9 protein-coding genes are annotated in these 12,978 nt (G+C 72.5%); 1 reads left to right on the forward strand and 8 read right to left on the reverse strand.

Annotated elements, in window-relative coordinates:
* Positions 1-161: 161 nt before the first annotated feature.
* From FV223_RS09120 to FV223_RS09130, 3 genes are read right to left on the reverse strand one after another with little or no spacing between them, the layout of a single operon-like run.
* Positions 162-1,070 carry a transglutaminase family protein gene (locus FV223_RS09120; RefSeq protein WP_147726584.1) on the reverse strand — a complete coding sequence of 303 codons (909 nt, stop codon included), beginning with the start codon at positions 1,068-1,070 and terminating at the stop codon, positions 162-164.
* Positions 1,067-3,625 (reverse strand): circularly permuted type 2 ATP-grasp protein, encoded by a 2,559-nt coding sequence (locus tag FV223_RS09125; protein ID WP_147726586.1) that lies wholly within the window; start codon positions 3,623-3,625, stop codon positions 1,067-1,069. Before FV223_RS09125 ends, FV223_RS09120 begins: the two co-directional genes overlap by 4 nt.
* Positions 3,622-6,915, reverse strand: a complete 3,294-nt coding sequence (locus FV223_RS09130; RefSeq protein ID WP_147726587.1) for a transglutaminase family protein — start codon at positions 6,913-6,915, stop codon at positions 3,622-3,624. Before FV223_RS09130 ends, FV223_RS09125 begins: the two co-directional genes overlap by 4 nt.
* Before the next feature lie 279 nt (positions 6,916-7,194).
* On the opposite strand from FV223_RS09130, the gene FV223_RS09135 reads away from it, so the two are divergent.
* Positions 7,195-8,382 carry a putative zinc-binding peptidase gene (locus FV223_RS09135; protein WP_147726589.1) on the forward strand — a complete coding sequence of 396 codons (1,188 nt, stop codon included), beginning with the start codon at positions 7,195-7,197 and terminating at the stop codon, positions 8,380-8,382.
* A gap of 15 nt (positions 8,383-8,397) precedes the next feature.
* Here the strand turns inward: FV223_RS09135 and FV223_RS09140 are convergent, their stop codons facing one another.
* From FV223_RS09140 to FV223_RS09160, 5 genes are all read right to left on the reverse strand, one after another.
* Positions 8,398-9,009, reverse strand: a complete 612-nt coding sequence (locus FV223_RS09140; RefSeq protein ID WP_147726591.1) for a pyridoxamine 5'-phosphate oxidase family protein — start codon at positions 9,007-9,009, stop codon at positions 8,398-8,400.
* Positions 9,010-9,080: 71 nt separating this feature from the next.
* Complete coding sequence (locus tag FV223_RS09145) at positions 9,081-10,799, reverse strand: lysine--tRNA ligase (RefSeq protein WP_147726593.1); 1,719 nt, start codon at positions 10,797-10,799, stop codon at positions 9,081-9,083.
* Between the two features lie 81 nt (positions 10,800-10,880).
* Positions 10,881-11,393 carry a hypothetical protein gene (locus tag FV223_RS09150; RefSeq protein ID WP_246686370.1) on the reverse strand — a complete coding sequence of 171 codons (513 nt, stop codon included), beginning with the start codon at positions 11,391-11,393 and terminating at the stop codon, positions 10,881-10,883.
* On the reverse strand, positions 11,390-11,719 hold the full coding sequence (locus FV223_RS09155) for a nucleotidyltransferase domain-containing protein (RefSeq protein WP_147726594.1): 330 nt from the start codon (positions 11,717-11,719) through the stop codon (positions 11,390-11,392). Before FV223_RS09155 ends, FV223_RS09150 begins: the two co-directional genes overlap by 4 nt.
* Before the next feature lie 124 nt (positions 11,720-11,843).
* Positions 11,844-12,740 (reverse strand): transporter substrate-binding domain-containing protein, encoded by an 897-nt coding sequence (locus FV223_RS09160; protein ID WP_244032796.1) that lies wholly within the window; start codon positions 12,738-12,740, stop codon positions 11,844-11,846.
* Positions 12,741-12,978 lie beyond the last annotated feature (238 nt).

Here is a 12,978-nt window from a genome sequence, read left to right on the forward strand (position 1 = left end):
CCGCTCGGATGCGGGCCCTGTCGACGCATCCGCGGATCGGCGCCGCGGCCCTGCGGCTGCGCGCGCATCTCGCGGCGATGGCCGACCTGCTGTCGTTCCGGCGCGACCCGCGGCAGCGCTTCACCCTGCAGCTCGATCCGGGCCGCTGATCGCGACCGCGCTCAGCCGACGAGGGCCAGCGCCTCGATCTCGTCCTGCTCGTCCTGCGGGATGACGTCGACCTCGACCTTGAGCTTCTGCTTGCCCGAGCCGCTGACGATGCCGTCGACGGGCGAGACGTCGCCGTAGTCGCGCCCGCGGGCGACGACGATGTGGTCGTCGCGAACCCCGATGCCGTTGGTCGGGTCGAGGCCGAGCCAGCCGTCGCCGCACCAGACCGCGACCCAGGCGTGGCTCGCATCCGCGCCGCGAAGCCGCGGCCGCCCGGCCGGCGGGATCGTGCGGAGATACCCGCTGACATAGGCCGCGGGCAGCCCGATGCCGCGAAGCCCGGCGATCATCACGTGGGCAAAATCCTGGCAGACGCCGGCGCGCAGGGCGAAGGCCTCGGCCAGCGGCGTGTGCACGTCGGTGGCCTTCGCGTCGAAGCGGAAGTCGGCGCGGATGCGTGCCATCAGGTCGAAGGCGGCGCCGTAGGCGCTGCGCCCGGGCGAGAAGCTCGCCCGCGCGTAGTCGGTCACCGCCGGCAGCAGCGGCACCCGAGCGCTCGGGAACAGGAAATGGACCGGCGCGTCGGCCCCGAGATCGCGGGACGCGATCGCCGCCATCCGCGCCGCCTCCCAGCTGCGGCCGGATTCGGGCGCCGGCAGCGGCCCGCGCTCGACCCGCACCTTCGACAGCGCCTCGACCCGGAACCGGGTGTGCGGCGCGTCCAGGGTGATGCCGACGGTCTCGATGCCGAAATAGTCGCGCCGGATCACCGCGGTCGCCGGGCTCGGGTCGATCGTCACCGCGCTCTCGAGCACGCTCTGGCCCTCGCCGTCGGCGGGCTTCAGGCGCAGGGAGCAGCGCGCGAAGCTGACCGGCTTCGCATAGGTGTAGGTGGTGACGTGGCGCAGCGTGTAGATCACGCCAGGCCCGCCAGCTTCTCGGGCCGCAGGGCGTGCGGCCCGTTCGGGAAGTAGCGGCCGGCGATGGTGTCGGCGAGCCGCTCCAGGTCGTCCTCGATCCGCGCCAGGCCGACGACGTCGAAGTCGGCGGCCTCGCCGCTGCGCAGGGTCGCCACGATCCGCGCGGCCAGCCGGCAATGCGGCTCGGGGATGCCGTCGGCCGAGAGCGCCGGCAGCTCGGCCAGGTGCCGGCCGATCGCCTCCGCCTGGAACGCGACCGAGCGCGGGTTGTAGGGGTCGAGGAGCACCATGTCGCGCACGGGGTCGAGGGCCACGCCCTGCATGTAGCGCGCGCCGTAGGTGACCTGCGAATCGGCGAGCGAGAGCAGGACGCCGAGGCAGTCGGCCCCGGCCTCGTCGTGGCCGAAGGCCAGCGTGAAGGCGCAGGTGTTGATCGCCCGCTCGATCCGCCGCCCTAGATCGACGAAGTGCCAGCCGGCGGCGCGGTTCATGTTCTCGTGCGTCAGGCCCGAGAGCGCCGCGATGTGGCTCAGCGCCCGCTCGGCCCGGCCGAGCAGCTGCGACTCGGTGAACGCCCGGGCGGTGTCCAGCGAGAGCAGGTCGATCAGGTCGGCGAGCACCCGCCACGCCTCACCGGAGAGCCGGGCGCGCAGGGTCGCCGCGTTGGTGCGGGCCGAGATCACGTGGGCGCGGGCGGAGCCGTGGACCTCGCGCCCGACCAGGGCCTCCTGCGCCAGTGCCGCCGTCGGCATGTCGGCGGAGCTGGCCGCCCCCCATTCCTCCAAGAGCGCGCGGATGCGGAGCGCGGTCGGCGCCGCGGTGTCGCCGGAGATGTCGGTGACGACGGCGTCGCCGACGCTGCGCAGGTGCGCCAGCACGAGGCGGATCACCGCCTCGGCCCGCTCGACGTAGCGGCCGAACCAGAACAGGCCGTCGGCCGCCCGCGAGGGCAGGTGCCCGGAGATGCGCCGGACCCGCGGCGTGGCCTGCTGCCCGAGATGGCGCGTGTCGACCGGGTTCTCCGAGAGGATCCAGACGTCGGCCGAGCGGATGCCGAGGCGCATCTCGATCGGGTCGACGTTCTCGCGCTCCGAGACCCGGCAGAAGCCGCCGGGCATCACCCGCCAGCCGTCGGGGGTGCGGGCGGCGAACACGCGCAGCGCGAAGGGGCGGGGGACGAGGTGCAGGCCCCGGTCGGTCCGCTCCCAGGCCGGCATGGTCGAGAGCGGCCCGAGGTCCTGGCCGACGAAGTCGAACGGCCGGTCGTGGAAGGCCGCGATCACCCGCTCGCGCTCGGCGGCGAGCGCCTGCGGCCCGAGGATCGCGTCGCGCCCCGCCCCGCGCTGCGGGGTGGCGGCCGGGCGCAGCGTCATCGCGTCGAGGTTGTCCCGAACGTGGGCGAGACCGGCCGGATCGCCGCACCACCACGCCGGCGGGCTCTTCAGCCTGAGGCCCTCGCCGAGGATGCGCTGCGCGATCCCTTCGAGATACGGGCTGAGGGCCGCCGACTCGACCACGCCGGAGCCCGGCATGTTGGCCATCACCAGGCTGCCGTTGCGCAAAGCCTCGATCACGCCGGGGATGCCGAGCCGCGAGGCCGGGTTGAGCTCCAGCGGATCGAGGAAGTCGCCGTCGATCCGGCGCCAGACCGCGTCGGCCCGCTTCAGGCCGGAGACGGTGCGCACGTGCAGGCACCCGTCCTGCATGACGAGGTCGTCGCCCTCGACCAGCATCAGCCCGAGATAGCGCGCGAGCGCCGCCTGCTCGACGTAGGTGCTGCTGTAGGGCCCCGAGGTCAGCAGGCAGATGCGCGGGTCCGAGCGCGCGGACCCGGCCGCCAGGCCTTCGCGAAACGCCTGGAAGAAGGCCGGGAAGCGCTCGACCTGCAGGCTCTCGAGCACGTCCGGGAAGGTGCGGCCGAGCACCATCCGGTTCTCCAGGGCGTAGCCGAGGCCGGAGGGCGCCTGCGTCCGGTCGGCCAGCACACGCCAGGCCCCGTCCGGCCCGCGGCCGATATCGGCGGCGTAGAGCTTGAGCCAGCGCCCGCCGGGAGGCGCGACCCCGTGCAGCGGGCGCAGGAACTCGGGACTGCCGGCGACCACGGCGGCCGGCAGGAGGCCGTCGGCGACGAGGCGGCCCGGCCCGTAGACGTCGGCGAGGACCGCCTCCATCAGCTCGGCCCGCTGGATCAGCCCGGCGCTCAAGGCGCGCCACTCGGCCGCCTCGATCACCAGCGGCAGCGAGCCCAACGGCCAGGCATGCTCGCGCTGGTCGCCGTAGATGCGGAACGAGATGCCGGTGTCGCGGATGTGACGCTCCGCCGAGACGAAGCGCGCCATGATCTCGGGCTCGCTCAGCCGCGCGAGCCGCTCGAGCAGCCGGGGCCACGCGCCGCGCGCGCGGCCGTCCGCGTCGAGATATTCGTCCGGCCGGCCGGGTTCGGGCCGATAGCCGTCGGCCCAGCGCGCGAGCCGGTCCGGCTCGTCCGCGGCGTCCGCGTCGGCCGGTGCGTGCCGTCCTGCCGTGACCTGTGCCGCCGCCAGCGTCGGGCTCATGTCGGCTTCGGCGTGCGCAGGTCGAGCGTGAGCGGGAATTCGGGGTTGGTCTCGGGCACCGGCATCGCGATCTTGCCCGGCGTATGGCCGTGGGCCTGGAAGCGGGCGAGGCGCCGCCCCTCCGCCTCGTAGGTGTTGACGGGATGCGTCTCGTAGTTGCGGCCGCCGGGGTGGGCGACGTGATAGCGGCAGCCGCCGAGCGCGCGCCCGCTCCAGCTGTCGAGGATGTCGAAGGTCAGCGGCGAGTGCGCGGGGATCGTCGGGTGCAGCGACGAGGCCGGCTGCCAGGCCTTGAACCGCAGGCCCGCGACCGCTTCGCCGCCGGTGCCGGTGCCGGTCATCGGCAGGCGCCGGCCGTTGCAGGCGATGACGTGGCGGCCGGGCACGAAGCCCTCAACCTTGACCTGCAGCCGCTCGACCGAGCTGTCGACGAAGCGGACGGTGCCGGCACTGGTCCCCTCCTCGCCCATCACGTGCCACGGTTCCAGCGCCTGACGCAGCTCGAGCTTCACGCCGCCGTGCTCGACCCGGCCGAAGACCGGGAAGCGGAACGCGGCCTGCGCCTCGAAGGCCGTGGGGTCGAAGTCGTAGCCCGCGGCCCGCAGATCCTCCAGCACGTTGAGGAAGTCGGCCCAGAGGAAATGCGGGAGCATGAAGCGATCGTGCAGGCCCGTGCCCCAGCGGACACAGCCGCCGACCTGCGGCTCGCGCCACAGCCACGCCACCAGCGCCCGCAGCAGCAATTGCTGCGCGAGGCTCATGCGCGGGTCCGGCGGCATCTCGAAGGCGCGGAACTCGAGCAGCCCGAGCCGCCCGGTCGGCCCGTCGGGCGAGTACAGCTTGTCGATGCAGATCTCGGACCGGTGGGTGTTGCCGGTGACGTCCACGAGGATGTTGCGGAACACCCGGTCGACGAGCCAGCGCGGGATGTTGGGCTCGTCCGGGCCCGGCACCTGCGCCAGGGCGATCTCCAGCTCGTAGAGGCCGTCGTGGCGGGCCTCGTCCATGCGCGGGGCCTGGCTCGTCGGGCCGATGTAGAGGCCGGAGAACAGGTACGAGAGCGCCGGGTGGCGCTGCCAGTACAGCACCAGGCTCTTCAGGAGGTCGGGCCGGCGCAGGAACGGCGAGTCGTCGGGCGTGGCGCCGCCCATCACCACGTGGTTGCCGCCGCCCGTCCCGGTGTGGCGCCCGTCCACCATGAACTTCTCGGCGCCCAGCCGGGTCTGGCGGGCGTCGGCGTAGAGGTCGGTGGTGATCGCCACCGCGTCGCGCCAGGAGGTCGCCGGGTGGACGTTGATCTCGATCACGCCCGGGTCGGGGGTGACCTTGATCACGTTGAGGCGCGGGTCGAAGGGCGGCTCGTAGCCCTCGACGTGGATCGCGAGCCCGAGCCCCGACGCGGCTTCCTCCAGGACGCCGATCAGCTCGAGGTACTCGTCGGCGCGCTGGGTCGGCGGCATGAACACCCGCAGCGTCCCGTCGCGCGGCTCGACGGCGAGCGCGGTGCGCACCGCGACGCCGGTGATGCCGCCGCCGTTGACCGTTCGCTTGCCGGTCCCTTCGCCGGTTCCTTCGTGGGCATGCCCCTCGGGCAGGGGCTCGCGCGGCTCCAGCGGGTCCTGCGGCTGGTAGTAGGGGTAATGCTCCGGCGGCACGTACGGGAGCGAGCCGAGCGGCAGGCGGAAGCCCAGCGGCGAGTCGCCGGGCACCAGGAACGCGTGGCCGCGGCGGAAATCCCAGGCCTCGGAGATCCAGACCCGGTCGGAATCGCCGTCCTTGCCGGTGGGCAGGCTCGCGAGCGGCAGCACGAAGCCGGCCGGGTTGCCGAGGCCCCGCTCGTAGACGCGGTGGATGCGCGAATCGAATTCCACCGAGCCGCTCTTGGCCTCCTGCGTCGTCACGTTGACGGGCAGCTCCGCGCGCTTCTCCTCCCACTGCGCCGGGTCCTCGTAGGCCGGCATCACGTAGTCCTGCAGCCCGAAATGCCCGGCGACCGCATCGATCAGGCGACGCGCGGCGTCGGCGTCGGCCGTCTTCGGGCCGTCCTCCCGCGCGATCAGGTCGGCGTCGCGCCAGATCGGGCGGCCGTCGCGGCGCCAGTACAGGGCGAAGGCCCAGCGCGGCAGGCTCTCGCCCGGATACCACTTGCCCTGGCCGTAATGCAGCATGCCGCCCGGCGCGAAGCGGTCGCGCAGGCGGCGGATCAGCTTGTCGGCCAGCCCCCGCTTCGACGGGCCGACGGCGGCGATGTTCCATTCCGGCGCCTCGAAGTCGTCGATCGAGACGAAGGTCGGCTCGCCGCCCATGGTCAGGCGCACGTCCTGGGCGACGAGGTCGGCGTCGACCCGGTCGCCGAGGGCGTCCATGGCCGCCCAGACCGCGTCCGAGAACGGTTTGGTGATGCGCGGGCTCTCCTCCACGCGCGCCACGGTCATCTCGAAGCCGAACTCGACCTTGGCCGGCTCGGCGAGCCCCGAGATCGGCGCGGCCGAATGGTAGTGCGGGGTGGCGGCCAGCGGGATGTGCCCCTCCCCGCAGAGCAGGCCGGAGGTGGCGTCGAGCCCGATCCAGCCGGCGCCGGGCAGGTAGACCTCTGCCCAGGCGTGCAGGTCGGTGAAGTCGGTCTTGGTGCCCTCGGGGCCGTCGACCGCGGTGGTGTCGGGCACGAGCTGGATCAGGTAGCCCGAGACGAAGCGGGCGGCGAAGCCGATGCGGCGCAGCACCTGGACGAGGAGCCAGGCCGAATCGCGGCAGGAGCCGCTCTTCAGGGTCAGGGTCTCGGCCGGCGTCTGGACGCCCGGCTCCATCCGGACGCCGTAGGCGACCTCGCGGCTGATCTGCGCGTTCAGCGCCACCAGGAACAGCACGGTGTTCGGCTCGGACGGCAGGCGCGCCAGGAAGCCGTCGATCTCAGGCCCCTGGGCGTCGTCGAGGACGCGGTAGGGCGCCAGCTCGGCGACGAGGTCGGGGGCGTAGGCGAACGGGCGGGCCTGCGCGTAGTCCTCGACGAAGAAGTCGAACGGGTTGATCACCGACATGTCGGCGGTGAGGTCGACCTCAATCTTCAGCTCGCTGGTCTTCTCCGGGAAGACCAGCCGGGCGAGCCAGTTCCCGTTCGGGTCCTGCTGCCAGTTCACGAAGTGGTTCTCCGGGGTCACCTTGAGGGTGTAGGAGGGGATCTTCGTGCGCGCATGCGGCGCCGGCCGCAGGCGAATCACCTGCGGCCCGAGCGCGATCGGCCGGTCGTAGGTGTAGTGCGTGACGTGGTGCAGGGCGGCTTTGATCGACACGGGCACTCTCGTCTGGGCGAAGCAGGTGGCGTCCGGATCGAATCCGGCGGTGCCCTCGTCTGCGCCTTATGCGGCAAAGGGGAGGGCGCAAGCAATTTCCATGCGGCGTCCGGCTCCGGGCGGCGCGCCGCGTCCTCCCCGTGCCGCGCCCCCCGGGAACTTTGCCGGGCAAGCCCGTTTGATGCGGCGAGGACGGTCCGCCCGGCGGCGGCCGCCGACGACTGCCGACGACGCCTTCGACGACAGGGTGCTTGCCCGCCTCGGGCGCCGGGACCCGCCATGAAGATCTTCCAGTGCCAAGCCTGCGACCAGCCGCTCACCTTCGAGAGCACGGCCTGCGACAGCTGCCAGCGGCGCCTCGGCTACGTCTGCGAGGTGCACGAGATCTCCGCGCTCGAGCCGTCGGTCCGCTCGGCCCATCCGGGCTCGGCCGAGGCGCAGACCTTCCACGCCTATGCGCGGCCCGGCCAGCGCTACCGCTTCTGCGCCAACGCCCGGCACGCGGCCTGCAACTGGCTCGTGCCGGACGACGCGCCCGAGACGTTCTGCGTCACCTGCCGCCACAACCGCGTCGTCCCCGACCTGACGCTCGCCTGGAACCTGACCCGCTGGCGCCAGGTCGAGGCGGCCAAGCACCGGCTGTTCTACTCGCTGCTGCGCCTCGACCTGCCGCTGGCCACCCGTGCGCAATACACCGACGGGCTCGCCTTCGACTTCCTGGTCGACCCGTCCGAGAGCTTCCTGATCGGGCCGCCGGTGCTCACGGGCCACCTCAACGGCCTGATCAGCATGAACATCGCCGAGGCCGACGACGTCGAGCGCGAGCGGCGCCGGATCCGCTTCGGCGAGCATTACCGCACCCTGCTCGGGCATTTCCGCCACGAGATCGGGCATTACTTCTGGTACCTGCTGGTCCAGAACAGCCCGCACCTGTGGACGTTCCGCGATCTGTTCGGCGACGAGAGCCTGAACTACGTCGGCGCCCTGCAGAACCACTACGCCCACGGCGCGCCGGGCGATTGGGAGGAATCCTTCGTCTCGGCCTACGCCACCAGCCACCCGTGGGAGGATTTCGCCGAGACCTGGGCGCATTACCTGCACATCGTCGACACGGTGGAGACCGCCTCGACCTTCGCGCTCCAATTGCGGCCGCAGCTGCGCCGGGGCGGCAGCGAGCCGGTGGTGATCGACTTCGATCCGTATCGCACGCCCGACCTCGACAAGCTGATCGCGGCGTGGCTGCCGCTCACCTATGCGGTGAACTCGCTGTCCCGCAGCATGGGGCAGCCCGACCTCTACCCGTTCCGCCTGACGCCCGCGGTGATCGCCAAGCTCGCCTTCGTGCACGAGCGCATCTACGCGGTGCGCGGCGACATGAGCGCCAAGGCCGGCGCGGAGGCGGGCGCCGACATCCTGCGCGCGGTGATCGCGGGGTTGCGCCAGAAGGTGGCGGTGCCGAACGCGTGAGCGCGCCCGGCCGCCCTACCAGAGGGTGGCGGCCGCGCGTGCCGGCCAGGCCTCGTCGTAGGGGCGGCCGCCGACCTCGCCCGCGCTCAGGGCGGCCAGGATCGTCCCCGGGCTCGGCAGCGTCCCCGCCTCGACGTGGCGGGCGGGATCCCACAGCTGCGCGCGGACGACGGCGCGGGCGCACTGGAAGTAGGCCTGCTCGACGGTGACCACGAGGGCGGTGCGCGGCGCCTGCCCGTCGACGGCGAAGCTTTCCAGAAGGGCCGGATCGGCCGAGACCACGGCCCGCCCGTTCACGCGGAAGGTCGTCCCCGAGCCGGGGATCAGGAACAGCAGGGCGACGCGCGGATCGCGCACCACGTTGCGCAGGCTGTCGATCCGGTTGTTGCCGCGGCGGTCGGGCAGCACCAGGGTGTGCGGGTCGACGACCCGGACGAAGCCCGGACCGTCGCCCCGCGGGCTGCAATCGAGCCCCTCCGGGCCGGCGGTGGCGAGGATCGCGAAGGGCGAGGCCGCGATCAGCGCGGCGTAGTGCGCCGTGATCCGCTCGCTCTCCTTCACCACGGAGGCCGGGGCGAGGTGGTCGCCGTAGATGGCCTCGAGCCCGGCGAGGTCCCGTACGATCATGCCCCTGCCCCCGAGGCCCGATCCGATGGTGGTGCGTCACGCGCGGTGCGTGACGATCCCGCGAACGCCCGTCAGGCGGATTTCGCTGCGCGGCTCGCCGTGAACGCCGCGTGCTCGGCCAGCAGCTCGCCCGACAGCGCCTTGGCGATCAGCGCGCGGGTCTCCGCCACGCCGTAGAGCGCCACGAACGAGCCGAAGCGCGGGCCGCGGGCCTCGCCGAACAGCACGTTGTAGATCGTCGTGAACCACGCCTGCGACACGCCGGGCCGTCCGTCCGGGCTCTTGCCCTTGCCCGACAGGTCCGGGAAGTGCCGCCGCCCGACCTCGTAGACCACCGCCTGCAAGCCCTCTGGGTCGGTCGAGCCGTCGTGCTCGGAGAGCGACGCGGAGAGGTCGTCGAGGGCCGCGCGCTCCTCCGGGCTCGGCGCCCGGTAGCTCTTGGCCGGGCGCACGAAGTCGCGGAAGTAGGCCAGCGCGTGGCCGACGAGCCGGTCGAGGCCGGGATGGGTCTCGGGGCCGACGTCGGCGGCGTAGCGCCGGATGAAGCCCCAGAGCACGCCCGGCTCCTCGGCGTTGGCCACCGCCACGAGGTTGAGCAGCATCGCGAAACTCACGCTGCCCTTGGACCCCCCTTGCGCGCCCTCCCCGATCCGCTCCGGCGCGGGCGGGTTGCCGGCATGGATGTGCCAGACGGGGTTGCCCAGGCGCAGCTTGGCGTCCTGCGCGGCGTAGCGCTCGGAGAAGCTCAGCACCTCGTCGACGTGCCGCGGGATCACGTCGAAGAACAGCCGCTTGGCCTCGCGCGGCTTGTTGTACATGAACAGGCTCAGGCTCTCCGGCGTGCCGTAGGCGAGCCAGTCGTCGATGGTCAGCCCGTTGCCCCTCGACTTGGAGATCTTCTGGCCCTTCTCGTCGAGGAACAGCTCGTAGTTGAAGCCTTCCGGCGGCTCGCCCCCGAGCGCGCGGGCGATCTGCCCGGAGAGCTTCACCGAGTCGATCAGGTCCTTGCCGGCCATCTCGTAGTCGATGCCCAGCGCCACCCAGCGCATCGCCCAGTCGGGCTTCCACTGCAGCTTGGCGTGGCCGCCGGTGATCGGGGTCTCGTAGGCCTCGCCGGTCTTCGGGTCGCGCCAGGCGAGCGTTCCCCGGTCCGCGTGCACCGCGTCGACCACCACCTGCATCACCTCCCCGGTCACCGGGTGCAGCGGCAGGAACGGGGAATACGAGGCCGAGCGCTCGGCGCGCAGCGACGGCAGCATGATCGCCATCACCGCGTCGTAGCGCTCCGCGACCCGCATCAGGGCCGCGTCGAACACGCCGGAGCGGTAGCAGTCGGTGGCCGAGCGGAACTCGTAGTCGAAGCCGAAGGCGTCGAGGAAGCGGCGCAGCTCTGCGTTGTTGTGCGCGCCGAAGCTGTCATGCGTGCCGAACGGATCGGGCACCCGGGTCAGCGGCTGGTTGAGGTGCTGGGCCAGCATCGCGCGCTCGGGCACGTTGTCGGGCACCTTGCGCAGGCCGTCCATGTCGTCGGAGAACGCGATCAGCCGCGTCGGCACGGCGTCCTTCGTCAGCACCCGGAAGGCGTGGCGCACCATCGAGGTCCGCGCCACCTCGCCGAAGGTGCCGATATGCGGCAGCCCCGACGGCCCGTAGCCGGTCTCGAACAGCACCTCCGGCTTCGGCCGGCGCTCCAGCCGGGCCACGAGCTTGCGCGCCTCCTCGAACGGCCAGGCGGCGGCGGTGGCGGCGGCCTCGATCAGGTCGGGGTCGAGGTGGAGGGGCGCGGACATGGGCTGGGACGCTGGACTGTGACACGGGATCTTCGCGGGTGCGGCACCCTAATGAGGTTTGCCGCGATGCGAAATCGACTTTTACGGCCGCTCGGCCGGGTCGTCGGCCCCCGATCCCGTCGGCCGGTTCTCCAACGTCCTGACGGCCTCGACGAGTTTCGGGAAGGTTGCTTGCATCAGCGCCCGGTTCTGCTCCGTCCGGCCGGCGTCGTGGTCGAACCCGTGATTGTGCCGCACGCGGTGCCGAAAGCCCTTCAGCTCCATCAGCGAAACGTAGAGCTCGTCGTCGAGCACGGCCGGACGCAGGCCCGGTATCTGCGCCCGCATCTGATCGAGCAGGTCCTGGTGCGAGGTGTCGCCGGTCGGTGCGGCCCCGTCGACGTCCTTGGCGATGCCGAGCAGCACGTCCTCGATGCCGTTGTCAGCGTTGTGAAGGGCGGCCGCGATCGCCGTGAGCCGCCCCCACGTCGTCCGCTGCTCCGGCGGGAGGGCGTCGTATCCGGCGAGGAACGCGTCGAGGTTCGCCAGCTCGCGGCCCGCGCGGTCGAGCTTCGGACCGAGCTTGGCGAAGGCGGGCAGTCGCGACGCGATCACGGGACCGCCTTCTCGAATGCCTCCCGCTGCGACGGCGTGAGATCGCAGGCATAGATCAGGTCGTTTGGGATGCCGGTGCCGCGCATCACCGCAGCCACCGCCCGCTCGACGGCGGCGCGTTCGGCCGGATCGATCGGCCCGCGCACCAGGAGGTCGATGTCGGAATGCAGCCGGAAACGCCCGGTCGCCAGCGAGCCGATGAGGCTGATCGCGCGACCCTGTGCCTCGACGTCGGACACGATCCGTGCCGCGAGGCCTCGCGCCGTCCGGTGACGGTCCGCGACGCGGGCGGCGAGGATGCGCTCGAACGGGCTCGGAGCCGTCATGGCCGCCTCACGCCGTTTGCGGGACCGCCCCTCCGCAGGATCGCCCCTTCGCAGTACCGCGCCGAGGATACCCGCAGGAACGCCTGCGGAAAAGGAGACGCGTCGGTCCCGGACGCAATGCGGATCAGAACGGGCTGACGGGGAAGAACCGCAGGTACAGCTCGGTGTACTTCCCATCGTCCCACACCCGCTGCAGCGCGTCGTCCAGCGCGCGCGACAGGGCCGCGTCCTCGGGCCGGGTGATCAGGCCGATGCCCTCGCCGAAGTAGCGGTTCTCGAGGTAGTCGCCGCCGACGAGCGCGCAGCAATTGCCCGCCTCCAGGCCGCCGACCCAGAGGGCGAGGCCGAGCCCGTCGGCGAAGACGTAGTCGGCCTCGCCGCGCTTCACCGCGCCTTCCGCCGCGGCGAGGTCGGAAAACGGCTTCGCCTCGGCCTTGGGAAAGAACGCCTGGAGGTAGGCGGCGTGGGCGCTGCCGCCGACCACCGCCACCGACTTGCCCGCCAGCGCGCTCGCCGAGGGAGCCGGCAGGCCGCGGTCGACGCGGGCGGCGAAGCGCGCCGGCCACCGGAAATACGGGCGCGTCGCGGAGAACGTCGCCCGCAGCGTCGGCGTCAGCGGGATCGCGGCGGCGACGACGTCGCCCTGCTTGTCCGTCAGGCCGTCGAGGAGGGTGTCGAAGCGCCGGGCCTGCACGGTGCAGGTGATCGACAGCTTCTCGCAGACGGCGCGGGCCAACTCCACCACGAAGCCCGTCGGGTTTCCGTCGGGGCCTGCGAAGTGCAGCGGCGGGAACTCGTCGTCGGTCAGGAAGCGCACGGCCCGGCCGGTCTGCGGCGCCTCGACCCGCTCGCCGCGGCTGCGCGGGTTCCAGAAGTTGGGCACCGTCACGGCGGCGGGCGCGGGGCTGCCGGCGGCGGGCTGGCCGGCACGCACCTGACCGGCACGATCCTGGGCGCCCGCCTGCGGCATCGTCGCGACGCAGAGGCCGACGGCTAAGAGAATAGTCTTGATCGAGGACATGGTGCTTGCGCCGGGGCCGGGCGCACCTATGATCGCGGGGCGCCGACGGCGCGATGGGGAGGGGGTCCGGCTCACGCCCCCGCCTTAGCACGTCCCGGAGCCGACGGCAGCCGGCCCTGTGTCGTTCCTCCGTTTCCTGGGCCCGCCCCTCGGCGCACCGGGCCTGCCGCCGGAGATCGCGTTCCTGGCGGCCGAAGGCGTCGACGCGGCCTTGCTCAGCCGGGCCGCGGCGCTGGCC

The sequence above is a fragment of the Methylobacterium sp. WL116 genome, from assembly GCF_008039455.1.
In the GTDB taxonomy this organism is placed as follows: domain Bacteria; phylum Pseudomonadota; class Alphaproteobacteria; order Rhizobiales; family Beijerinckiaceae; genus Methylobacterium.

What these genes read in the sequence shown, in the direction of transcription:
- FV223_RS09135 (WP_147726589.1), top strand. Translation starts at nt 7,195, where the DNA reads ATGAAGATCTTCCAGTGCCAAGCCTGCGACCAGCCGCTCACCTTCGAG.
- FV223_RS09145 (WP_147726593.1), bottom strand. Translation starts at nt 10,799, where the DNA reads ATGTCCGCGCCCCTCCACCTCGACCCCGACCTGATCGAGGCCGCCGCC.
- FV223_RS09160 (WP_244032796.1), bottom strand. Translation starts at nt 12,740, where the DNA reads ATGTCCTCGATCAAGACTATTCTCTTAGCCGTCGGCCTCTGCGTCGCG.
- FV223_RS09125 (WP_147726586.1), bottom strand. Translation starts at nt 3,625, where the DNA reads ATGAGCCCGACGCTGGCGGCGGCACAGGTCACGGCAGGACGGCACGCA.
- FV223_RS09140 (WP_147726591.1), bottom strand. Translation starts at nt 9,009, where the DNA reads ATGATCGTACGGGACCTCGCCGGGCTCGAGGCCATCTACGGCGACCAC.
- FV223_RS09155 (WP_147726594.1), bottom strand. Translation starts at nt 11,719, where the DNA reads ATGACGGCTCCGAGCCCGTTCGAGCGCATCCTCGCCGCCCGCGTCGCG.